Annotated in this window: 14 protein-coding genes; 2 read left to right on the forward strand and 12 right to left on the reverse strand. The window is 66.7% G+C overall.

Annotated elements, in window-relative coordinates; translation table 11 throughout:
* Positions 1 to 15: 15 nt before the first annotated feature.
* The 4 genes from ACMGEZ_RS07290 to ACMGEZ_RS07305 form a co-directional block, all read right to left on the reverse strand.
* Positions 16 to 960, reverse strand: coding sequence for a calcium-binding protein (locus tag ACMGEZ_RS07290; protein ID WP_436821592.1), 945 nt, complete (start codon positions 958 to 960; stop codon positions 16 to 18).
* A complete protein-coding gene (locus ACMGEZ_RS07295; RefSeq protein WP_436821593.1) occupies positions 957 to 7,574 on the reverse strand; it encodes a calcium-binding protein in 6,618 nt (2,205 codons plus the stop codon). The genes ACMGEZ_RS07290 and ACMGEZ_RS07295 overlap by 4 nt, the downstream gene beginning before the upstream one ends.
* Before the next feature lie 15 nt (positions 7,575 to 7,589).
* Positions 7,590 to 8,438 carry a hypothetical protein gene (locus ACMGEZ_RS07300; protein ID WP_436821594.1) on the reverse strand — a complete coding sequence of 283 codons (849 nt, stop codon included), beginning with the start codon at positions 8,436 to 8,438 and terminating at the stop codon, positions 7,590 to 7,592.
* Positions 8,439 to 8,577: 139 nt separating this feature from the next.
* Positions 8,578 to 9,261 carry a hypothetical protein gene (locus ACMGEZ_RS07305; protein WP_436821595.1) on the reverse strand — a complete coding sequence of 228 codons (684 nt, stop codon included), beginning with the start codon at positions 9,259 to 9,261 and terminating at the stop codon, positions 8,578 to 8,580.
* A gap of 37 nt (positions 9,262 to 9,298) precedes the next feature.
* On the opposite strand from ACMGEZ_RS07305, the gene ACMGEZ_RS07310 reads away from it, so the two are divergent.
* Positions 9,299 to 10,258 (forward strand): IS5 family transposase, encoded by a 960-nt coding sequence (locus ACMGEZ_RS07310; RefSeq protein WP_436821596.1) that lies wholly within the window; start codon positions 9,299 to 9,301, stop codon positions 10,256 to 10,258.
* Between the two features lie 110 nt (positions 10,259 to 10,368).
* Here ACMGEZ_RS07310 and ACMGEZ_RS07315 read toward each other — a convergent pair whose 3' ends face one another.
* The 8 genes from ACMGEZ_RS07315 to ACMGEZ_RS07350 all read right to left on the reverse strand — a co-directional run bounded on the left by ACMGEZ_RS07315 (position 10,369) and on the right by ACMGEZ_RS07350 (position 20,067).
* On the reverse strand, positions 10,369 to 10,659 hold the full coding sequence (locus tag ACMGEZ_RS07315) for a hypothetical protein (RefSeq protein ID WP_436821597.1): 291 nt from the start codon (positions 10,657 to 10,659) through the stop codon (positions 10,369 to 10,371).
* Positions 10,660 to 10,790: 131 nt separating this feature from the next.
* The gene (locus tag ACMGEZ_RS07320) at positions 10,791 to 11,021 is read right to left on the reverse strand and encodes a response regulator transcription factor (RefSeq protein ID WP_436821598.1); all 231 of its coding nucleotides are present in this window, start codon (positions 11,019 to 11,021) and stop codon (positions 10,791 to 10,793) included.
* Positions 11,003 to 11,227, reverse strand: a complete 225-nt coding sequence (locus tag ACMGEZ_RS07325) for a hypothetical protein (RefSeq protein WP_436821599.1) — start codon at positions 11,225 to 11,227, stop codon at positions 11,003 to 11,005. The genes ACMGEZ_RS07320 and ACMGEZ_RS07325 overlap by 19 nt, the downstream gene beginning before the upstream one ends.
* 32 nt (positions 11,228 to 11,259) lie before the next feature.
* Positions 11,260 to 12,702, reverse strand: a complete 1,443-nt coding sequence (locus tag ACMGEZ_RS07330; protein ID WP_436821600.1) for an HlyD family type I secretion periplasmic adaptor subunit — start codon at positions 12,700 to 12,702, stop codon at positions 11,260 to 11,262.
* Positions 12,699 to 14,927 (reverse strand): type I secretion system permease/ATPase, encoded by a 2,229-nt coding sequence (locus ACMGEZ_RS07335; RefSeq protein ID WP_436821601.1) that lies wholly within the window; start codon positions 14,925 to 14,927, stop codon positions 12,699 to 12,701. The genes ACMGEZ_RS07330 and ACMGEZ_RS07335 overlap by 4 nt, the downstream gene beginning before the upstream one ends.
* A gap of 156 nt (positions 14,928 to 15,083) precedes the next feature.
* Positions 15,084 to 16,040 (reverse strand): alpha-E domain-containing protein, encoded by a 957-nt coding sequence (locus tag ACMGEZ_RS07340; RefSeq protein ID WP_436821602.1) that lies wholly within the window; start codon positions 16,038 to 16,040, stop codon positions 15,084 to 15,086.
* 17 nt (positions 16,041 to 16,057) lie between these two features.
* Positions 16,058 to 17,584 carry a circularly permuted type 2 ATP-grasp protein gene (locus tag ACMGEZ_RS07345; RefSeq protein WP_436821603.1) on the reverse strand — a complete coding sequence of 509 codons (1,527 nt, stop codon included), beginning with the start codon at positions 17,582 to 17,584 and terminating at the stop codon, positions 16,058 to 16,060.
* 89 nt (positions 17,585 to 17,673) lie between these two features.
* Entirely contained in the window at positions 17,674 to 20,067 is a 2,394-nt protein-coding gene (locus ACMGEZ_RS07350) for a DNA internalization-related competence protein ComEC/Rec2 (protein ID WP_436821778.1), read from the reverse strand.
* Positions 20,068 to 20,234: 167 nt separating this feature from the next.
* On the opposite strand from ACMGEZ_RS07350, the gene ACMGEZ_RS07355 reads away from it, so the two are divergent.
* A complete protein-coding gene (locus ACMGEZ_RS07355) occupies positions 20,235 to 23,732 on the forward strand; it encodes a transglutaminase family protein (RefSeq protein ID WP_436821604.1) in 3,498 nt (1,165 codons plus the stop codon).
* Positions 23,733 to 23,746 lie beyond the last annotated feature (14 nt).

Genomic DNA, 23,746 nt, shown 5'->3' on the forward strand with positions numbered 1-23,746 from the left:
AGCGCCGCGGCTCGGCTATCCGCAGCTGGCAGCGAGAACGGGCGTCAGCCTGGATGGATCATCCAGTTGCGTCGCCGTCACCAGGCCAGGCGCGGGCACTGCGAAGGTGGCCATCGCCTGCACCATGAGGCTCACGCTTCTTTCGATCTCCGCGGCGGCACGCATCTGCTCGCTGTTCCACACCGTGCCGTCGGCGAAGCGCAGATGCTCCACCTGCGAACCATCTGCTGACCAGCCGGGAGACACCATGTTCAGGTCCAGCGTGATGGTGTAGCCGGTGAGTGCATCGACGATATGGTCGGGGTTTCCGTTGAGGCCCTGCACGATGCGCACATCGCCCGGGTTGAGGTCCAGCAGCTCGACCGTGTCGTCGCCGCCTGCTTCCGACACCGTGTCGTTGCCGTCGCCCGAGCGGTAGCGGTAGGTGTCGTTGCCCGCGCCGCCGATCAGCGTATCGGCCCCGGCGCCTGCGTCGAGCGTGTCATCGCCGAGCCCGCCGCTGAGCACATCAGCCCTGCTGCTGCCCGTCAGGATGTCGTTGTAGTTGCTGCCGAACAGGTACTCGACGTTTCGCAGCGTGTCGGTGCCGGAGCCGCCCGTGGCTTGTGCACCGGTGGCCGCCAGGCTGACGTTCACGGCGGAGCCGGCATAGACATACGAAACCCAGTCGTTGCCGCCCAGGCCATCGAGCACGTTGTCGCGGGCCCCGGCGTAGAGGACGTTGCCCAGTGCATTGCCGGTGCCGTCGATGGCCGCTGTGGTGTTGAGCATCAGGTTCTCGACGTTGGCAGCCAGCGTGTGGGTGATGGTGGTGCGGACCGTATCGGTGCCTTCGCCGGTCAGCTCGGTCACCACGTCGGCGGTGTTGTCGACGAAGTAGATGTCGTTGCCCAGACCGCCTGCCATGGTGTCGGCACCGGCGCTCCCGTTGAGGCTGTCGTTGCCTGCACCACCGGTCAAGATGTTGTGGCCGCGTTGCCTGTCAGCAGGTTGTCCAGGGCGTTGCCGGCGGCGTCGATCGCGGCCGTGCCGGTCAAGGTGAGGTTCTCGACGTGGGCCGAGAGCGTGTAGCTCACGGTGCTTTGCACGAGGTCCGTGCCTTCGTTGGCGAGCTCGGTCACTACGTCGGTGCTGGTGTCGACGAAGTAGATGTCGTTGCCCGCGCCCCCGATCAGGGTGTCCGTGCCGATCCCGCCGTTGAGCATGTTGGCAATGGGGCTGCCGATCAGGACATCGCCGTAGTTGCTGCCGTAGAGACTCTCTACATTCCACAGCGTGTCGAAGCCGCTGCCGCCCGTGTCCTGCGCGCCGGTGGCGGCCAGGCTGACGGTCACGGCGGCGTTGGCATAGGTGTAGGAAACGTAGTCGCTGCCGCCCTGGCCGTCGAGCACGTTGTTGCCGGCCCCGGCGTACAGGGTGTTGTCCAGCGCATTGCCGGTGCCGTCGATGGCAGCGGTCGTGTTGAGCATCAGGTTCTCGACGTTGGCGGCCAACGTGTGGGTGATGGTGCTGCGAACCGTGTCTATGCCTTCGTTGGCCAGCTCAGTCACTGCGTCGGAAGTGTTGTCGACGTGGTAGAGGTCGTTGCCCAGGCCGCCCACCATGACGTCCGCACCGGCGCCTGCGTCGAGGGTGTCATTGCCGGCAAGGCCCTCCAGGGTGTCGTTGCCAGAGGTGCCGTTCAAAGTGTCGTCTGCCTCCGTGCCGCAAACTGGCTGGCCCGAGGCTGCGCTGGCAAGGGCTTCGATCTGCGCCGTGTTCCAGGTGGTTCCGTCCGCGAAGCGGATCTGGTCGATCCGGTAGCCGCGGATGATCTCGCCAGATCCAAATTGGTAGTTGACCGTGATCCTGTCAGTGCCGCCCTTCAACCCGAGTGTCATATGGCCAACGTCCGAGCGCGACACCACGATGTCGCTTGCCGCAATGCCTACATCAAACTCAATCACATCCATCCGGCCTGGGCTTGCGTCGTAGGTGTAGATGGTGTCCTGGCCCCAGCCACGGGCGAAGCGGTAGGTGTCGCTGCCGGCACCACCGCCCAAGCTGTCGTTGCCAGCACCCCCCTCGAGGATGTCATCGCCGCTGTCTCCATTGAGGATGTCGCTGTCATCGCCTCCCTGCAGCCGATCGTTGCCGTTGCCTGCATACAGGTTGTCCATGCCTTGGGCACCCAGGAGCAGGTCGGCACCATCGCCGCCATCGAGGTAGTCGGAGCCGGTCCCGCCGTCCAGGGTGTCGTCTCCGGCATTGCCGTACAGGCTGTCATTGCCCGCACCGCCCGAGAGCGCATCGGCCACGCCATAGCCATAGAGCCGGTCGCTGCCACCGGTGCTGCGCTGGACCAGGGCCTTGACGGTGGACAGGTCCCAACGCGTGCCATCGGCGAAGCGGATCTGGTCGACCTGCCGGCCGCTGGTGCCATCGCCTTGGAAATAGGAGGTGACCGTGATCGCGTCGGTGCTGCCGTTGAGGCTGAGGACAAGGTCGTTGGCCAGGCGGGCTGGCGCAATGTCGCCTGCCGCAATGCCCGCGTCGAACTCGATCGCATCCATGCGGCCCGGCGCGTTCTGGTCGTAGTTGTTGATGGTGTCCTGGCCCCAGCCTCGGGCGAAGCGGTAGGTGTCGTTGTCTGAGCCGCCATCGAGAGTGTCGTTGCCGGCACCGCCGTCGAGGATGTCATTGCCCGTGGTACCCATGAGGGTGTCGTTGCCAGCCCCGCCTTCCAGGAGGTCGTCGCCAGCCTGGCCATTGAGGGCGTCGCTGCCTTCGCCGCCCAGCAACCGATCGTTGCCACTGTATCCGTAGAGGATGTCGTTGCCGGCCCCGCCCAGCAGCAGGTCGGCGCCATCGCCGCCATCGAGGGAGTCGTTGCCGACGCCTCCGTCCAGGGTGTCGTCCCCGGCGTTGCCGGCCAGGGTGTCGTTGCCCGCGCCGCCCGAGAGGGTGTCGGCGGCGGCATCGCCATAGGTCTGGTCGTTGCCGTCGGAGCCCTGCTGGAGCAGCGCCTTGACGGTGCCGAGGTCCCAGGTGGTGCCATCGGCAAAGCGCAGCTGGCCGATCTTGTTGTCGACGGCATTGCTGCCGTAGCCGGAGAAATAGGCGCTGACGGTGATCGTGTCGGTGCTGGCCTTGAGGCTCAGGATCAGGTCGTTGTCCGAGCGTCTCAGCGCGATGTCGTTGGCGGCAATGCCCGCAGCGAACTCGATCGCGTCCGTGGTGCTGCCGCTCTGGTTGTTGATGATGTCCCGGCCCCAGCCACGAGCGAAGCGGAAGGTGTCGCTACCGCCACCACCGTCCAGGGTGTCGCTGCCCGCGCCGCCTTCGAGGGTGTCCGCGCCGGCACCGCCGTACAGGGCGTCGTTGCCGCTGCCGCCGTCCAGGCGGTCATCGCCGTTGCCGCCGACGAGGGTGTCGGCACCGTCGCGCCCATCGAGCTGGTCGTTTCCTGTGAGGGAGCTCACGGCACCGCTGCTGAGCTGGTCTTCGCCGGCGAGCCAGTCATTGCCGGCACCGCCCACGAGGATGTCGTCTCCCCCATCGCCCAGGAGGGTGTCGTCGCCGTCGCCGCCATCCAACAAATCATTGCCGTGCGATGGGGCCGTGAGTTGCGCGATGGCGTCGTCGCCGCGGAGGGAGTCGTTGCCGGCTCCGCCCAGGAGGGTGTCGTCGCTGCCGCCGCCAAGAAGGTCGTCGTCACCGTCCTGACCATCGAGGGTGTCTTTGCCGTGGTAGGCGCCGGCGAGCTTCTGCTCGGTGTCGTCGCCCAACAAGAGATCATTGCCCGAGCCGCCCAGGAGGGTGTCGTCCTTGCCGCCGCCGATGAGCTGGTCGTTGCCTTCCTGGCCATCCAGATAGTCCTCGCCGTGCGCCGCGCCAGCGAGTTCGAGCTCGGGACGGTCGCCCCGCAGGGTGTCTTCGCCGGCACCGCCATACAGAGCGTCCGCGCCGCCGTCGCCCAGCAGATGGTCGTTGCCGTCACCGCCATCGAGAACATCGTTGCCGTGCAGCGCCTCCGGGGTGCTGTTGAGGTGGCCCGCCTCCGTGAGACCGTCCCCCGTCAGCCAGTCGTTACCCGCCGATCCGACGAGAACGTCGGCACCGCCGTTGCCCCAGAGATCGTCGTCGCCGGCTTCCCCGTCCAGAAGGTCGTCACCTCTGCCCCCGATGACATAGTCGAGGCCATCGCCCGCGTAGACCGCGTCGGCCTGGTCGTCCGGCGTGCGGGAAGCGCCGCCCTCCAGCACATAGGCATCGTCGATCTCGTAGACGCCCCAGGTGTTGCCCTTGATCCAGGTGGTGGTGCCCGATGGCGGATTCCAGGTCTGGTCCGGACTGCGGCGCGGAGGAACCCCCAGCGTGTGGGCGCTCAGGATCCAATCGTTGCCGCTGCCCCCACGGATGAGATCGCTGCCGGCGCCGCCCGCGAGCAGGTCGTCTCCCTCGCCGCCGTCGACGACATCGTTGCCGCCTGCGCCATCCAGCGCATCATTGCCGCCGAATCCCTCGATGCGGTTGTTCTCGGTCCATCCGATGATGACGTCGTTGAAGTCAGGGTCGACCACGCCGCCGCTCAAGGCGCCGTCCGGCACATAGCGCACGGTGCTCCAGTCGTAGGCGCCTGCCGGGTTCAAGGACGGGCGCTGGTCGCCCAGATAGACCCGCTCCCGCTCGCCTGCGTCCTCGACGGTGAGCTCCCATGCGTTCGAGTCGGCGGTGATGTCCCCGCTGCGGTAGGTGGCCGACAGTTGTGCCAAAGCATCGGCTGAGATCTCTCCCTGCTGCGCGAGGGCGAAGTGAACTTCGCTTTGCCCCTCGGCCAGGGTGATGACTGCGCCGGCGGCAGGGATCGATGTGCCGCCGTGGAACAGCTGGAACTGGTCCGCCAGGGCGGACAGACTCAAGGTCAGTGTGTCGCCCGCCGCCGCGGCTTGGTCGAGGTACAGGACGTAGCCGGCCGCGCCTCCTTCCTCGATGCGGCTGGTGCCCTGCTCGGGCTCGAAGTCGGGGTCGGCAAAGGGGTTGCCGCCTCCAGCCTGCTGCAGGACGAGGCGCGGGCCTTGCAGCCGGATGCCCAGGTAGCCGGCCTCGGAGCGGGCCTGCTCCAAGTCGAAGTCGCGCAGGGTGATGGTGTGGGCGCTGTCGCCTTGCCTGGCGATGAGGAGGGCCTTGCCGGTGGCGGATGTGGCGTCGTCCTGGACAAGGTAGTCGATGCGGTTTCCTGCGGCGTCCTCTGCGCACCAGGTGTTGCGCTTGCCGGTGCCTGCGCCGCCAGTGAGGGTTTGTTCGTCGAGGACGATGCTGCCGAGGGCGTCGCAGTCGGTAATGACATCCTTGCCGAAGATGCCTTCGAAACGGTAGGTGTCGGCGCCGATGCCGCCCTCGAGGTAGTCGTCGCCACCCAAGCCGCCGAGGGTATCGGCACCGCCGCCGCCATACAGCCGGTCATCTCGCCGACCGCCAACAAGATCGGCATCATCTTCAGCGCTGCCGAACCGCACGTATCTCGTACTCTCGGTGACGCTGCCGCGCTGGATCTTGAGCTGGCTCTGCCGATCCTCCCAAACGATGCCTTCGCCGTCATACAGACTGGCCGCATCTTTGCCATAGGCTTCGGTACTCGAACTGTCATAGCTGGCATTGAGGCTGTTGAAGTGGTTCTTGCGCTCCAGAAGCGCCGCGCGGTCGCTCAGCCACCGGTCGGTGATGCGAAGCTCGCTCGTCGCAGCGCCCGCCTCCAGCGCGGCCTTGTCCGCCTTCCAATCGGCGTAGACGGAACCCCATGCGCCGCCCACGGCGGATTCGAGCGCGCCCGGCGTGCTGCACGACAGCACGAAGGGGCTCAAGCTGTACAAGGCAGCGAATGCGCCGAAGTCGGTGTGCGCGTTGGATGCCAGGCCGTTGCCGCTTGCAGCCAGCGTCAGCGACACCTCCCCGGCAATGGCCTTCTTGTAGAGATCGCTGCCCTGAATCTGCTGCAGCACACTGTAGAACTTGTCGCGGCCGCTGTAGCCGGCGGGGTCTTCCACCTTGTGCCATGTATTGCCATCTGGCGACCCCTTCAAGCGCTGCTGGCTGGCCGGCCCCAATGCCAAGTCTGCCAGCGCGTTGAGCACCCTCTCCAGCACGTCGCCTTCGGCCCTGCCCTGGCTGCCACCGAACACCGCATCGCCGTCGACCTTCCTCAAATTGGAGGCGCTGCGAAGGATGCTGTTGAGGGTCTGGGCAGCTTGGTCGCCGGTGCGCTGACCAGCAGGCAGCAACTGCAGCAAGGCGTTCTGGACATTGAGCGAATCCACGATCAGCACGAGGCTGTGCGTATCGCCGAAGTCCTTCGTCGCGTAGCCATCGACCAGCAGCTTGACGTTGGCGTACTTGAAGGACTCCGCCACGGTGGCGCTGAGCATGTCGCCTCGCACCAGCGGCTGGTCTTCGATGAAGACCTTGACGTCTTTGCCGATGTGCCATTGAGAGTTCGACACGGCCGAGGGGCTGGTGTCGCCGACCACGTCGAACTGATTGGTCAGTCCTGTGGTGAGGTACGCCTTCTCGCCAATGGTCAGCGCTACGCCTTTCAGCAGACTGGCGGCATCGGTGTGCGCGCTGACCTCCAGCAGCGCCATTTGATAGTCGAGGCTTTCCTGCGCAATCTGGCTGTTGAGCCATTGCGCCGGGGTCTTGCCGTCGCCGCTGCCGATGCGCGTCAGGCGATCGACCTCGCCAAGAATAAGCTCGACGCGATCAATGGCATCGCTCACCATCTGCGCCTGCTTCTTGGTCTGGGCATCGACCGCGATGCCGCTGTCGGGCGGTGGATGCGCGAGCGCATCGAGGGCGGCGCGGTCGGCATTGCTGACCTCCTGGCCCGCTGCCAGCGAAGCCTTGGCACGCGCATAGATCTGTGCGAGCCCGTCATCCGAAAGGACGGGGCTGCGGGTGGAGGCAGCGCTGAACTGCTGCACCAGCGACTTCAGGCCGATGCTTTCGTCGAAGCCACCCACGCCCGCGCCGTTGAAGGTGACAACCTGGCTGATGCTCGCTTGATCGGCCGCGGGAGCGTCAGGGCCATGCAGCAGGTTGAAGACGGTGGCCAGATGCCCGCCCAGGCTGTAGCCGGTGACGGCGAAGGTCTGGCCGGGCTGCAGCAGGCCGCGGTCCTTGAGATCTTGATACCAAGCCTCCATGTCGCGGATCTGGCCCCACGCATAGCCTGTGGCCGCAATCTCCAGGGCGTTGGTGGCCTGGTTGTCGCGTGCGGCATCGTCGATGAACTCGGTGCTGCGGAAGGACATGACCAGTTCGTTGGTGTCCTTGTTGCGAAACAGCGTGCCGCTGAAGCCGGTGGCGGTGTTTGCGATCTGGTCTTCGACCTTCCAGTGCTTCTCAAATTCGATTGCCTGCTGCCTTGTGAAGACACTGGCATGGTCGTTGCCGCGAACGAGGGCTCGGATCAGGTCTTCCCCTGAGCCGGAGAACGTATTGGCAGCGGCATCACGAATGAATGCCTCTGCGGCCATCTGGAGATCGGCGTATTTGAGGTAGTCGGCAATTGACGGCGCGCTCGTCGTTTCAGTCATTTCATCTTCCCTTGTTTATTTCTGTGCTGGTCTGAGAACTTTCTCAACGAACCTTTGAGCTTGGCGGGCTTGCCGAGCAGATCCGTGACGTGGGGCGAACTCTGGACAGGCGTTATTGGCTGCCAGCAACCAAGGCGATCGCCCGCCAACACGGCTACCTTGCGCCGAATCCATCATGTAGCCAACACGCTCGGCGATGACCTCATCGGTCTGAAGATCAATCACCCTCAACGAGCTGCCCGCAATCCAGTACTCACGCTCCTCGGGCGTGGAGATATCGTCGTAGATCACGCCGTAGCGCGGCGCAAGACCCGTGGCGGCTGTCTTGTCGAGCACGAATTCATAGACATTAAGGTCGTAATTTGGGTTGCGCTTGAGTTCGAACTGCACTCCGGGCGCATTGCTCTCTTTCTTGCGGACCGCCTTCTTTGCGCCCGTGTATCTGTATCGCCGTCCATCCTGAGGGTCTAAGGCTTCAACGTACATATATCCCCCTGGGGGCGGCGGTGAGTTTTCGGCGCTTCGAATATTGGCCTCGTAACTGCCTCTAATGAAACTCACGATATACCCGTTGCCCAACAGGTCACTCCCATATGGATCGTCCAGTTTGAACTGATCCCCGTAGTTGATCTCGTTGGACCTGATCTTCAGAAGGTAAACACCTTCCACACTCTCCACGATCTTGTGAATCTTCTCGCCCGCCGTCTTGCAGCGCTCGGCAAACATGGCCTGGGCTTTCATCTGGCGCTCGTTCAGACGAGATGTGCCGGGCCCATTGCCACATGCGCTCACGAGCATGCTCAAGCCCAGCAGGACTGCGGGCAGCCAGCGATGCAGGACAGGATCTGCGAAACAGAAGGTCATACGTAACTCCGTAGTTGTTTTGAAGTTTTTTCTTAAGCGCCGACTCTCTGGAGGCCGTTGCCGTAGAGAGCGCGCTACTGAGATCAGGCCCTTGCTCACGGTCCGACGAGCTGCAACGACAGTCGGGGCCGCCCCCAACTCAAGCACGGCTTGACCTCCTGGCATGCGGGCACTCCCCGCACAGCGAACAAGCAGACAGATACGAAGGCTCGAGCAGCGTGTTGCCGCCTGCGCCAGCATTGCCGCCATCGAAGCGACTCTTGCGCTCCAGCAGCAGTGCACGGTCTTGCAGCCATTGGTCCGTGACATGCAGCTGATCCGCCGTGGCACCCGCCATCAGTGCTGCCCGGTCCATCTGCCAGTCGTCGTAGATCGAGCCCCAACTTCTGCCGGCGATCGCGTCGAACGCGTCCGGCGTGGAAGACGTAAACACAAACGGAGTTAGACCGTACAGGGCTGCGAATGCGCCGAAGTCGATGCGTGCGCTCTGCGCCAGATCGGTGGCGCTTGCAATCGGCCCTAGCGACACCTCTCCGACAACGGCCTTCTTGAACAACTCACTCTGCTCGATCAGCTGAAGCATCGCGTAGAGCGCGTTCCGCCTCGCAAAGCCTCCCTGGTCCTCCATCAGATGCCAACCGTCGCTGTCCCGCGAGCCCTTCAGGCGCGGTTGGCCAAGGGGCCCAAAGGCGAGGCCGGTCAGCGCATTGAGCACGTTCTCCAGCACATCGCCTTCCATCTTCTTCTGCGCAAGTTCGCAATGAACACTCGCATCGGCCAACTCAAGATTGGACGCACAGCGCAGGATGCTGCTAAGGAACATCTGCAAAACAGGCCCACGCCTTGCATGACCTGAAGCCATGAAGCAACTTGGACTTGGCCTGAGCCTATCGACGAAGAAGACGCGCAAGCGCGAGTTCCTCGAAGAGATGGAACGCGTGGTGCCGTGGGCCGCGCTGGTGCAGATCGTCGAGCCGCACTGCCCGCGCGCGAAGACCGGCCGGCCGCCGATACCGGTGGAGACCATGCTGCGCATTCATTACTTGCAGCAATGGTTCGGCTTGAGCGACCCGGCGATGGAAGAGGCGCTGCATGACGTGCCGCTGTACCGCGAGTTTGCCAAGTGCGACGGCGCCATGGCTAGGCTGCCCGACGAGACGACGATCTTGCGCTTCCGCCACCTGCTCGAGCGTCACAACCTGGCGCCCGACATGCTGCGCCTGGTGAACGACATCCTGCAGGCCAAGGGTCTGATGCTGCGCACCGGCACGGCGGTTGATGCGACGCTGATCTCGGCGCCGAGTTCGACCAAGAACGCCAGCGGCGAGCGCGACCCGGAGATGAAGCAGACCAAGAAGGGCAACAACTGGTACTTCGGGATGAAGGCCCACATCGGCGTGGACGCCGCCTCAGGCCTGGTTCACACGGTCGTTGGCACGGCGGCCAACATCAATGACCTCAACGTCGCTGGACAACTGCTGCACGGGGAAGAGCACGCGGCCTTCGGCGATGCGGGCTATCAGGGCGTGCACAAGCGACCCGAGGCCGCGGGTCCGACGTGGCACGTGGCCATGCGCCCGGGCCTGCGCAGGAAGCTCAACCCGTTCATCGAGCCGGAGTTCATCGCCGAGCGTCTGGAGAAGATGAAGGCGAGCATCCGCGCCAAGGTCGAGCACCCGTTCCGCGTACTCAAGCGCCAGTTCGGCTTCACCAAGGTGCGCTACCGAGGCTTGGCGAAGAACACGGCGCAGCTCGTCACGCTGTTCACGCTGTCGAACCTGTGGATGGCGCGCCGGCAATTGCTGGCGGCCCAGGGATGAGTGCGTCCGCGGCGCAGCGAATGCGCCAGAAGTGGCCTCAAGCCGCCGCGCCCAGCAACCATCGGAACGAGAAACAACGCCCCGGGTGGCGTGTTTGCGCTTTATGTCGATCAATAGCAGTCGCGATTCGCGTTCTGCAGACCTTCCCTAAGTGTCCGAACGGCCTCCTGGCTTTTACGCTGGCTGGCGGGCAGCATCTGCAGCAAGACATACTGGACATTGAGCGAGTCCACGATCCATGTCAGGTCGTCGGTGAAGTTAACGGCCTGGTCGACGCCGGCCTGATCCGCCACCGATGCCTTGGGTCCGCGCAGCAGATCGAACACCTTGAGGAACGCGCCCGACGCCATCTGCAGATGGGCGTGCGCGAGGTCGTCGGCGACGTTTGGGGCAGTTGTCATTTCTTGGTTCCCTGGTCTTTTTCTTGGAAGTGCATTTCGCGCTGCACAAGGGGCGCCACGTTACCGACTCACTCGTCCCAACTCAATGGGCCGAATGTCCCGATTTGCACTCCGCGACAATTGATCAGATTTCACTTGTTCATGCGCAGGTAGATCGCCACCGCTTCAGTGCGATTGCGCGCGCCCAGCCTCAGGTAGAGACGGCTCAGCTGGTTGCGTATCGTTTTCTCGCTGCGGCCCACCAGCGCAGCAAGCTGCGCGTTGGTGCTTCCTGCTGCCATCGCGCGCAGCAGGGTGATCTCATGAGCGCTGAGCGGGGCAATCGGCGACGATGGGTTGGAGGTCACGTCACCCACTTCCACAAGGCAAATCCAATCGCCCCCAGCACCGCTGCCACCGCCGCAAAGGCGACGACCCAGAGCAGCATCCTCTCCAGCCAGACAAGCTGCCGATGCCGTCGCTCCCCGGCCGCGTCCTCGCCGAGAAACCACGCCACGACAAGGATCGTCACCGCCACGCTCAGCCACAGGCCGAGGGGAACATCGCCCATATCCATAGCCGTATCCATATCCGCCTCCTCTTCCCTTTCCCCGCGTGACCTCAGCGCTCCCGCAGACTCTCGTTGGCCGCCCGCTGCACCGGGCTCAACAGGTACTCGATGATCCGCCGCTTGCCCGTCTTGACCTCCGCCGTCAGGTTCATCCCCGGGCCCAGCTTGATGGCCTTGCCGTCGATGTCGATATGGCTGTGCTCCAGCACCAGCGTTACCGGAAAGATCGCGCCGCGCTTCTCGTCGTTCACCGCATCGGCCGTCACCGTGCGCACCACGGCTGCCACGGTGCCGTATCTCGTGAACGGAAAGGTCTCGAACTTGATCTCTGCACGCTGGCCTTCGTGCACGAAGCCGATGTCCTTGTTCTCCAAGGTCACCTCGGCCATGACTTGCGCGCCCTCGGGCACGATGACCATGAGCGGCTGGGCCTCGGTGACGACGCCGCCCTCGGTGTGCGCCGCGAGTTGCTGCACGGTGCCGGCCACCGGCGCCTTGAGACGGGTCAGTCGCTCACGCTGCGCGGCCTTCGCCTGTTCCTGCAAGCCTTGGCGCTCCCGGAGCTCGGCGGCCGCCTCGCGCTCGCTGAGGCCGCGACGGGTCTCGGCCACGAAGGCAGCGCGGGCGTTCTCGCTTTCTTTCAAGGCGGCAGCGGTTTCGGCGAGCCGCGCGCGCTGGGTGGCCAGGTCGCGTTCCAGCTCGATGCGCTCGCGGGTGCGGTCCTGGTTGGCATGGGCGGACATGAAGCCCTGTTCCGCCAGTTGTCGGAAGTCGGCCTCTCGCTGCCGGGTGATGGGCAGCGTGGTCTCGAGCTTGGCGACCATCTCGCGCACGGTGACGATCTCGGCCTGGCGCCGCTGGATCTCGGCACCGGCGCGGGCCAGCTTGGCGGTGATGTCGCTCCATTCGTCGGCGAGGTGGGTTCGTGCAGCCCGCGCATCGGCCGCGGACCAGCCGGCAGGCAGGCTGCCGGCAAGGTCGGGCGGGTGCGCCGGCAGGTGGATGGCTTGCAGCAGCGTGCGCGTACGCAGCAGCTCCGACTGCGCCGACTTCAACTGCTCGTCGGTGCTGGTCCGATCGGCGCTGGCGGTGGTGGGGTCCAGCTCCACCAGCACCTGGCCGGCCTCGACGCGGTCGCCGTCCTTCACCAGGATGCGTCGCACGACGCTGCGCTCCAGCGGCTGGACGAGCTTGGTGCGTTCGCTCACCACGATGCGGCCCGGCGCCATGGCCACGATGTCGATCTGGCCGATGAGCGACCACAGCAACGCGATGAGGAGCAAGGCGACGATGGCGCCTGCGAGGCGGCGCGGGGCGGGATGCACCGGGGTTTCCTGCAGGCTCAGGGCTGCGGGCAGGAAGGCCAGTTCGTCTGCCAGCCGCGTGGGGCCGGCGAGCTCGTGGCGGGCTTGCCAGGCGGCGTGGAAGACGGTGCGGTAGCGCACGAGCAGGTCGCGCAAAGGATGCCGCATCGAAGGGTCTGGCGTGTTCATGCCTCGGCTCCTTCGGTCGAGTGGCCGCCCGCCTGCATGGCCCACAACCGTGCGTAGATGCTTTGCGGGCGGCCCAGCAGCGCCTCGTGCGCGCCCTCTTCGACGATGGCCCCCTTTTCCATCACGATGATGCGATGCGCATGCCGCACGGCACTCAACCGGTGGGCGATGATGAAGACGGTGCGCCCTTGGCAGATGTGCGCCATGTTGCGCTGGACGATGGCTTCGCTCTCGTAGTCCAGCGCACTGGTGGCCTCGTCGAAGATCAGGATGCGCGGCTGCGAAAACAGCGCCCTGGCAATCGCGATCCGCTGGCGCTGGCCGCCGCTCAAGGAGGCGCCCTGCTCGCCCACCACGGTGTCGTAGCCCTCGGGCAGCTCGCTGATGAAGGCGTGGGCGCCCGCCAGCCGGGCGGCGTGCATCACGGCTTCGATCGGCGCTGCCGGGTCGGCAATGGCAATGTTCTCGCGCACGCTGCGGTTGAAGAGCACACTTTCCTGCAACACCACGCCGACCTGCCTTCTCAGCTGTGCTGCGTCGACCAGGCCGATGTCGATGCCGTCGACCAACACCCGCCCCTGCTCGGGCGAATAGAGCCGCTGGATCAGCTTGGTCAGCGTGCTCTTGCCGGAGCCGGAGCGCCCGACGATGCCGATCACCTCGCCGGGGCGGACATCGAGGCTGACGCCCTGCAGTACAGGCGGCGCTTCGGCCCGGTAGCGGAAGCTCAGCTGGTCCAGCGTGACCTGGCCCTTGAGGGCGGGCAGCTGCGCGGCAGCGCTGGGCGCGACTTCGGTGCGCGTGTCGAGGATGTCGCCCAGCCGGGCCATGGAGATGCCGGTCTGCTGGAAGTCGGTCCACAGCTGGGCCATGCGCATGATGGGCTGTGCCACGCGTTGCGCGAACATGTTGAAGGCGACGAACTGGCCGACGCTGAGCTGGTTGTCCATGACCAGATGGGCGCCCCACCAGAGCGTCGCGGCGTTGACCAGTTTGCCGATCAGGTTGATGCCCTCGTGGCCCCAGCTCGCCAGGCTCTGGGTCTTGAAGCTGGCCGAGACATAGGCTGCGAGCTGATCGTCCCAGTGCCGGCCGAAGACGGGCTCGAGGGCCGTGGCCTTCACGGTCTGGATCGCGCCGACGGTCTCCACCAGCAAGGCCTGGTTCTCCGCGCCGCGGGCGAACTTCTGGTCCAGCCGACGGCGCAGGACGGGCACGATGGCAAGGCTCAGGCCGAAGTAGAGCGGCAAGCCGACCAGCACGATGAGGGTCAATGACACGCTGTAGAACAGCATGACGCCGATGAACACCACCGAGAACACGACATCGAGCACGACGGTGAGCGCATTGCCGGTGAGGAAGCTGCGGATGTTCTCCAGCTCGCGCACGCGTGCCACCGAGTCGCCGATCCTGCGGGCCTGAAAGTAGGCCAGGGGCAGTTGCACCAGATGACGGAACAATCGCGAGCCGAGCTCGACATCGATGCGGCTTGTCGTGTGACTGAAGACATGGCTGCGCAGTCCGTTGAGCACACTCTCGAACACGACCACCACGACCAGGCCGATGACGAGCACATCCAGCGTGGTGAGGCCGCGGTGCACCAGCACCTTGTCCATGACGACCTGGAAGAACATCGGGCTCACCAGCGCGAGGAGCTGGAGCATGAAGGAGATGGCCAGCACCTCGCCGAGGAGGCGGCGGTATTTGACGAGGCTGGGCACGAACCACGAGAAGTCGAACTTCTGCAGTTCGGCGGCCAGGCTGGCACGGCTGGCGACGAGGATGAGCTCGCCGGTCCATTGGCGCGCGAAATCGTCGAAGGGCACGATGGTGCTGGGCACCGGTGGCGCGGCCGCCGGATCATGCAGCAGCACCCGCTGGGCATCGCCCCGCGCGAGGACCATCCAGCGCGTCTGCCCTTCCTCGTCGCGCATCTGCACGAGTGCCGGCAATGGCGTGGTGGCGAGGCGCTCGATTGGCGGGCTCGATCGCCTCGCCTTCAGGCCCAGATGCCGGGCCGCGCGCAAGAGCAGATGCGTGTCGGCGCGGTCGGCGGGGCTGATGCCGAGTTGGTGGGCGAGCGTCGCCGGATCGGCCGCGATGCGATGAACGCGCGCCACGGCGCACAACGCCTGCAGCGCATGGCCTGCACGTCGCGCGTGCGCTTCCTCGACGCCCGCGCGCGAGCCGGCCGCGCATGCGGCGGCGCCCTGTACTTCCTGCATGAATCAACTCCCTGAAGCTCGGTGTTATTCGGGTAAAAACCCGCGAAGCTTGGCGGAGTGGTTGTGCAGGTGCCTCCTCAGAAGTGGGGAGCTGGAATTCGGTAAGACTTGCGCCTTACCGCAGGCGGAGCAGCCGCCGGGTTGGGATTAATCCCTTCAGTGCCCCGGCACCAGGAAGTCCTGGCTGATGCGCCATCCCAGCTCGTTCACCCGGTCGAGGAACTGCGTGAGGTACGCGTGCAGCCCGGTCGCGAGGATCTCGTCGACGACCGCGTACTGCAGGTCGGCCAGCAGCTTGCCGGCGCGCCGCTGGGTCTCGGCGCTCTGGTCGTTCTTCACTTTCTCGAGGTCGTTCACCACCTCGATCAGGCTGGCGTGCAGCGAGCGCGGCATGTCGGCGCGCAGGATCAGCAGCTCGGCCACGCGCTCGGGCTTGATCACGTCGCGGTACACCTTGCGGTAGACCTCGAAGGCCGAGACGCTGCGCAGGATCGCGCTCCAGTGATAGAAGTCGTACTCCTGGTCTTCCTCGGTGGCGGTGCCGAAGAACTCGCTGTTGAGCGCGTGGAACTTCACGTCGACCAGGCGCGCCGTGTTGTCGGCACGCTCGATGAAGGTGCCCAGGCGCGAGAAGTGGAAGGCTTCGTCCTGCAGCATGGTGCCCACCGTCACGCCGCGCGACAGGTGCGAGCGGAACTTGACCCATTCGAAGAACTGGCCCGGGTCGCGCTCGAATTCGCCGGCGCGCAGCATGCGGTTGACTTCGAGCCATGTGGTGTTCTGCGTCTCCCACGATTCGGTGGTGAGCGCACCCCGCACGGCCCGCGCGTTCTCGCGCGCGGCACGCAGGCAGGAGACGATGGACGAAGGGTTCGACTCGTCCTTGACCATGAACTCCATCACGCGGTCGGGCGTGATCTGGTCGTACTTCTCGTTGAAGGCCGGCAGCAGTTCGCTGATCGACAGCAGGCCCTGCCAGCCGTACTCGGCCACCTCGGCCGATTGCGGCAGCAGCGAGGTCTGGTAGTTGACGTCGAGCATGCGGGCGGTGTTTTCGGCCCGCTCGGTGTAGCGCGACATCCAGTAGAGGTGATCGGCGGTGCGTGACAACATGACTGGTGCTCTCCTGATCAGCTCGACTGGGTTTGCGTCTGGGTCTGCGTCTGGGGCTCGGCCTGGCCCGAATCCCCGTTGCGCGGCTTGCCCCGCCGCTCGGCCTCGAGCACCCAGGTGTCCTTGGTACCGCCGCCCTGCGACGAGTTGACCACCAGCGAGCCTTCCTTGAGCGCCACGCGCGTGAGCCCGCCCGGGACCATCTGCACCTCCTTGCCCGAGAGCACGAAGGGCCGCAGGTCGATGTGCCGCGGTGCAATGCCCGATTCCACGAAGGTGGGCGAGGTCGACAGGCTCAGCGTGGGCTGCGCGATGTAGCCGTCGGGCTTGGCCAGCACGGCCTTCTTGAAGTCCTCGATCTCGGCCTGCGTCGCGGCCGGGCCGATCAGCATGCCGTAGCCGCCTGCCCCGTGGACTTCCTTGACCACCAGGTCCTTCATGTGGGCCAGGGTGTAGTCGAGGTCCTCCTTGTTGCGGCACATCCAGGTCGGCACGTTCTTGAGGATCGGCTGCTCGCCGAGGTAGAACTCGATCATCTTCGGCACATAGGGGTAGATCGACTTGTCGTCGGCCACGCCGGTGCCGACGGCATTGCAGATCACCACGTTGCCCTCGCGGTACGCGCGCATGAGGCCGGCGCAGCCCAGCGTGGAGCTCGGGCGGAACACTTCGGGGTCGAGGAAGTCGTCGTCCACGCGGCGGTAGATCACGTCCACGCGCCGCGGCCCGCGGGTGGTGCGCATGTAGACGAAGTCGTCCTTGACGAAGAGGTCCTGCCCCTCGACGAGTTCCACCCCCATCTGCTGCGCGAGGAAGGCGTGCTCGAAGTAGGCGCTGTTGTACATGCCGGGCGTGAGCACCACCACCGTGGGCTCGGCGGTGGCCGGCGGCGCAGAGGCGCGCAGGGTCTCGAGCAGCAGGTCGGGGTAGTGCGCGACCGGCGCGACGCGGTTCTGGCTGAAGAGATCGGGGAAGAGCCGCATCATCATCTTGCGGTTCTCGAGCATGTAGCTCACGCCGCTGGGCACGCGCAGGTTGTCTTCGAGCACGTAGTACTCGCCGTTGCCGCTGGCGTCGGGTGCGCGCACGATGTCGATGCCTGCGATGTGCGAGTAGACGTCGTTGGGCACCTTCACGCCCACCATCTCGGGCCGGTACTGCGCGTTGTTGAAGATCTGCTCGGAAGGCACGACGCCGGCCTTGATGATTTCCTGCCCGTGGTAGACGTCGTGGATGAAGCGGTTGAGCGCCGTCACGCGCTGCACCAGGCCCTTTTCCATGCGCTCCCATTCGTGGGCGGGGATGATGCGCGGCAGCAGGTCGAAGGGAATCAGGCGCTCGGTGCCCGAGCCGTCCTCGTCCTTCGCGCCGTAGACGGCAAAGGTGATGCCGACCCGGCGGAAGATCATTTCCGCCTCCTCGCGCCGCGAACGCATCACCTCGGGGGGCTGCTTCGCGAGCCACTGGTCATAGCGCTTGTAGTGTTCCCGGATCGCGGCGCCTTGATAGGGCAGCTGCTCGTACATCTCGTCGAATTTGTGCATGGGGCACCGATCTCCTTGGCCGTAGCTTAGCAAGTTCAAGGCCAGATTCCGTGCTCACGCTAACCCCAACACGGGCGCCGACACTGCATTCACGGCAGGCGGTGATGCCAGTAGCGCTGGCCTTCCTGCCGTTCGCAGCGCACGGCCTCAGGATGCACGCTGGACCAGAGGCCCGCGCCGCAATGCGCGGAGTCGACGACCGCAATGCCGCGCTCCGCATAGCGCGCCGTCACCTCCGCGGCCGGGTGCCCGAAGCGGTTGCGATAGCCGGCCTGGACCAGCGCGATGCGCGGCTGCACGGCCTGGAGCAGCGCGGGGCTCGACGAGGTCTTGCTGCCATGGTGCGGGACCAGCAGCAGATCGGCGCGCAGGTCGGGCGCGCGCGCGGTCAGCGCGGCTTCCTGCAGGCGCTCGATGTCGCCGGCCAGCAGCGCGGTGGCGCGCCCATTGCCGATGCGCAGCACGCAGGAGACCGCGTTCGGCCTGGTGAAGCCGGCATAGTCGGCCTCTTGCGGATGGAGGATCTCGAAGCGCACGCCGTCCCACGTCCAGGCCTGGCCGGCCACGCAGCGCTGCACCGGCCGCAACTGCTGCAGCGGATGCCCGGCCTCGACCGAGCTGCGCAGCTCCGCCCCGGTCTGCATCGCCAGCACCGCGGGCGCGCCGCCGGTGTGGTCGCTGTCGCGGTGGCTCAGGACGACGGTGTCCAGCCGCTCGCCCAGCGCGCGCAGCAAGGGCACCAGCACCCGGTGGCCGGCATCGCTTTCCAGGCTGTAGCGCGGGCCGGCGTCATACAGCAGGCTGTGGGTGGCGGTACGAACCAGCACCGCATTGCCTTGCCCGATGTCCGCGGCGAGCAGCTCGAACTCGCCTGCCGGCGGCCGTGGCGCCTGCCAGAGCAGCGCGGGCAACAGCAGCGGCAACCCCTGTACTCGCAGCGCCCATGGAAGGCGCATGGCCAGCAGCACCCCGCCCGCCACGCCGGCGATGCTGGCCCAGAGCGCGGGCGCCGGCGCCGACAGCGTGGCCAACGGCAGTTCGGCCAGCCACTGCAGCACCAGTGCCAGCAGTTGCACCGCCCAGGCGGCCAGGTCCCACAGCGGCGGCAGCAATACGCCGAGCATGGCGAGCGGCGTGAGCACCAGCGTGACCCAGGGAATGGCGATGGCGTTGGCCAGCAGCCCGACGCTCGAGACCTGCTGGAACAGCAGCAGGCTGAGCGGCGTCAACGCCAGCGTCACCGCCCATTGCTCGCGCGCCATGCGGGCCAGGCGCGCCGCGATGCCCGTGCCGCCTTCATCTGCGGCGCCGGTGGCGAACAGCACGCCCACCGCAACGAAGCTGAGCCAGAAGCCGGCCTGCATCAGCGCCCACGGGTCGACGCTCACGACCACCGCGCAGGCGCACAGCCAGACGAAGGGCCAGGGCCACTGCCGCCCCGAGAGGCGCAGCAGCGCGACCGTGCCCAGCATCCACACCGTGCGTTGCGAAGGCAGGCCCCAGCCGCTGAAGAGCGCATACAGCGCCGCCAGCAGCACGCCCCCGATCAATGCCGCATGCGGTGCCGGCAGCCACAGCATCAGCGGGCCGCTGCGCCGCCACGCAGCCCCCACCACCCACGCGGCGAGCCAGGCGAATATCGTGATGTGCAGGCCCGAGATCGACATCAGGTGCGCGACGCCGGTGGCGCGGAACACGTCCCAGTCGGCACGCTCGATCGCGTTCTGGTCGCCCGTGACCAACGCCGCGATCACGCCGGCCTGACGGCGCTCGGGCACGCGCTCGAAGACCGCGTCGCGCACGGCCTCGCGCGCGCGCTCGACCGGATGGCGCCAGGTCTGGCCCTGCGGCTGCGGCCGCGCATCCCGCGCGCCCGTGCGCACGTTGCCGCTGGCCCGCACGCCCTGCTCCCAGAGTCGCAGTTCCTGGTCGAAGCCATGCGGGTTCAGATTGCCGTGCGGTGCCTTCAGTCGCACTGTCATGCGCCAGCGCTCGCCCGCATGCACGAGGCCAGGCGCCGCGGCGGGCTCGACGCGCGAGGCCTGCTCGGGCGCGCGGCCCCAGAGGCCGGTGTTGTCCGCGTACCAGCCCAGCGCGATGCGCGAGGGCGTGCGGAGCGGGCGGGGCCCGGCATCGCCGGCCCAGCGGGCGCTCTCGACATCGAAGAAAAAACGCACCGCTCCATCGCCATGCTGCGGCATCTGCGAGACCACGCCCAGCAGCTCCAGGTCGCGCCCCTCGAGTGCGGGATCGAGTGCCTCGGCCGCATAGGCGCAGGCACGCCAGCCCGCGAGACCCGCCCCGGCCATCGCGCCGACCAGCATCAGTGCAGGCAGCAGCAGGCGCGGCAAGAACCACCGGTGCTCACGGCGCAGCAACAGCCAGCCCGCCGCTGCGGCCAGCAGCAAGCCGGCATACGCGGCGCGCTCCCACAACGTTGGCTGTTGAAGCTGCAGGGCCGCGCCCAGCACCGAGCCGCCCATCAGCGCGAAGAAACCCAGGCCGCGGTTCTGCGCGTCGGCCGTCACGAAACACTCACGGATGACATGCTGCAATCCCTCCCCTTGCTGCGCTCTGTGGCGCGCTAATTGCTATGCCTGTGGGCTAGTATGCGTCCTCGTTCAGGGGCGCTTCCACGCCATCGAAAAAAATGTCCATCCACGCCGCTCTTCACCACGTCACCCACTACAAGTACGACCGTCCGGTGCAGCTGGGGCCTCAGGTGGTGCGCCTGCGTCCCGCTCCGCATTGCCGCAGCAAGGTGATCTCCTATTCGCTGCGGGTCGAGCCCGAGCAGCACTTCGTCAACTGGCAGCAGGATCCCTTCGCGAACTACCTCGCGCGGCTGGTGTTCCCCGAGAAGACGCGCGAGTTCAAGGTCACGGTCGACCTGGTGGTCGAGATGGCGGTCTACAACCCCTTCGACTTCTTCCTCGAGCCGCAAGCCGAGAACTTCCCCTTCAAGTACACCGAATCGCAGGCGCAGGAGCTCGCGCCCTATCTGGTGGCCGACCCCGCCACGCCACTCGTGGCGGCCTACCTCGAGAAGGTCGATCGCAAGACGCAGCGCACCATCGATTTCCTGGTCGGCCTCAACCAGCAGGTGCAGCATGACGTCAACTACCTGATCCGCATGGAGCCCGGCGTGCAGACGCCCGAGCAGACGCTCGCGAATGGCTCCGGCTCGTGTCGCGACTCGGGCTGGCTGCTGGTGCAGCTGCTGCGAAACGTCGGCCTGGCGGCGCGTTTCGTCTCGGGCTACCTCATCCAGCTCACGCCCGACGTGAAGGCACTCGACGGCCCGAGCGGCACCACGGTCGACTTCACCGACCTGCACGCCTGGTGCGAGGTGTACCTGCCCGGCGCCGGCTGGATCGGGCTCGATGCCACCTCCGGCCTGATGGCCGGCGAAGGCCATATTCCGCTGGCCTGCACGCCCACGCCATCGAGCGCGGCGCCGATCGAAGGCGCGGTCGACGAGGCCGAGGTGGAATTCGGCCACGAGATGAAGGTCACCCGCATCCACGAATCGCCGCGCGTGACCAAGCCCTACACCGAGGACCAGTGGGCCGAGGTGCTGGCGCTCGGCGACGCGGTGGATGCGCGCCTCTCCGCCGGCGACGTGCGCCTCACCATGGGCGGCGAGCCCACCTTCGTTGCCACGACCGACCGCGACGCGGCCGAATGGAACACCGATGCGCTCGGCCCCACCAAGCGCGGCTACGCGACCGAGCTGGTGCACCGCCTGCGCGACGAATACGGCCAGGGCGGCTTCCTGCATTTCGGGCAGGGCAAGTGGTACCCGGGCGAGCAGTTGCCGCGCTGGGCGCTGTCGATCTTCTGGCGCGCCGACGGCCAGGCCGTGTGGCAGCGGCCCGAGCTCTTCGCGGACGAGCGCCACCCCACCCACTACACCAGCGAGGACGCGCAGCGCTTCACCCGCGCGCTCGCGCGCAAGCTGGGGCTGACCGACCGCTTCGTGCAGCCCGGCCACGAGGACGTCTACTACTACCTCTGGCGCGAGCGCCGCCTGCCGGTGAATGTCGATCCCTTCGATTCCAAGCTCGACGACGAGATGGAGCGCGTGCGCCTGCGCCGCGTGTTCACGCAGAAGCTCGATGCCGTGATCGGTTACGTGCTGCCCATCGAGGCCGCGAACGCCGAGACCGATGCGCCCGCCCTCGCCGGCCCGGGGTGGAAAACCGGCCCCTGGTTCCTGCGCGACGACCGCCTGTACCTGATCCCCGGCGATTCACCGATGGGCTATCGCCTGCCGCTGGATTCGCAGCCCTGGGCCAGCAAGGGCGACTACCCCTACCTCATCGAGCGCGATCCCAACGCCCCACGTGCGCCGCTGCCGGCCTCGGCCCTGTTCCACGAGCGCTACGAGGGCACGCTCGGCAATGCGCCCGACCTCGCCGACGTGCCCTACGACTTCGGCATGCCGCAGCAGGCACCGGCCGCGGTGCGCTTCCAGGCTTCGCACGGCAATCCCGTGGCGGCGCGTGCCCAGGCGGCGTTGGAGCCGGGCACGGTGCGCCCTCCAAACCGCGGCGAGTCGGCCCACTGGGTCACGCGCACCGCACTGTGCGTGGAGGTGCGCGACCCGCGCCGCGCAAACGGCCCGACGGCCGAGAAGGTCGGCAGCGCCTCTGGCGTGCTGTACGTCTTCATGCCGCCGCTGGCGCGGCTGGAGGACTACCTCGACCTGCTCGCCGCGGTCGAAGCCACGGCGGGCGAGCTGGACCTGCGGGTGGTGATCGAAGGCTACCCGCCGCCGCGCGACCCCCGCCTCAAGCTGCTGCAGGTCACGCCCGACCCGGGCGTGATCGAGGTCAACATCCATCCGGCCCACAACTGGCGCGAGCTGGTGGAACACACCGAGTTCCTCTACGGCGCGGCCTTCGAGACCCGGCTGTCGGCCGAGAAGTTCATGACCGACGGCCGCCATACCGGCACCGGCGGCGGCAACCACTTCGTCCTGGGCGGCGCCACGCCCGCCGACAGCCCCTTCCTGCGCCGGCCCGAGCTGCTCGCGAGTCTGTTGCTCTACTGGCACAACCATCCCTCGCTCAGCTACCTGTTCTCGGGCATGTTCATCGGCCCGACCAGCCAGGCGCCGCGCGTGGACGAGGCGCGCAACGACCAGGTCTACGAGCTCGAGATCGCGCTGGCCCAGATCGCCCGCAGCCGCGAGGTGCATGGCGAGGACATGCCGCCCTGGCTGGTCGACCGCACGCTGCGCAACATCCTGGTCGACGTCACCGGCAACACGCATCGCAGCGAGTTCTGCATCGACAAGCTCTACTCGCCCGACACCGCCACCGGCCGCCTGGGCCTGCTGGAGCTGCGCGCCTTCGAGATGCCGCCGCATGCGCGCATGAGCATCGCGCAGCAGCTGCTGCTGCGCGCGCTGGTGGCGCGCTTCTGGGACGCGCCCTACCGCGCGCCCGTGACGCGCTGGGGCACCGAGCTGCACGACCGCTTCCTGCTGTCCACCTTCGTCAGGATGGACTTCGAGGACGTGATCAGCGAGATGCGACAGGCCGGCTTCGCCTTCGATGCCGCCTGGTTCGCGCCGCACTTCGAGTTCCGCTTTCCGCTGGTCGGCCAGGTGCAGGCCATGGGCGTGGAGCTCTCGCTGCGCAACGCGCTCGAGCCCTGGCACGTGATGGGCGAGGAAGGCTCGGCCGGCGGCACGGTGCGCTACGTGGACTCCTCGCTGGAGCGCATCGAGGTGCGCGTGACCGGCCTCAACGAAAGCCGCTACGCCATCACCGTCAACGGCCAGGCGCTGCCGCTGCAGCCCACCGGCACCGCCGGCGAGTTCGTGGCCGGCGTGCGCTACAAGGCCTGGAACCCGCCCTCGGCGCTGCACCCGAGCATCGGCGTGCATGCGCCGCTGACCTTCGACATCGTCGACACCTGGATGAAGCGCTCGCTCGGCGGCTGCCAGTACTTCGTCTCTCATCCGGGCGGCCGCAACTACGAGACCTTCCCGGTCAATGCCTACGAGGCCGAGAGCCGGCGCATGTCGCGCTTCTCGCGCATGGGCCATTCGCCTGGGTTGATGCGCACGCCGCCGGCCAACATCGAGATCGCGGGCAGTCGCGAGTTCCCGTTCACGCTCGATCTGCGCAGAGGCTGACCGCCGAGGCCGTG

Origin of the sequence: Variovorax stachyos (assembly GCF_051400855.1) — a bacterium.
In the GTDB taxonomy this organism is placed as follows: Bacteria; Pseudomonadota; Gammaproteobacteria; order Burkholderiales; family Burkholderiaceae_C; genus Variovorax.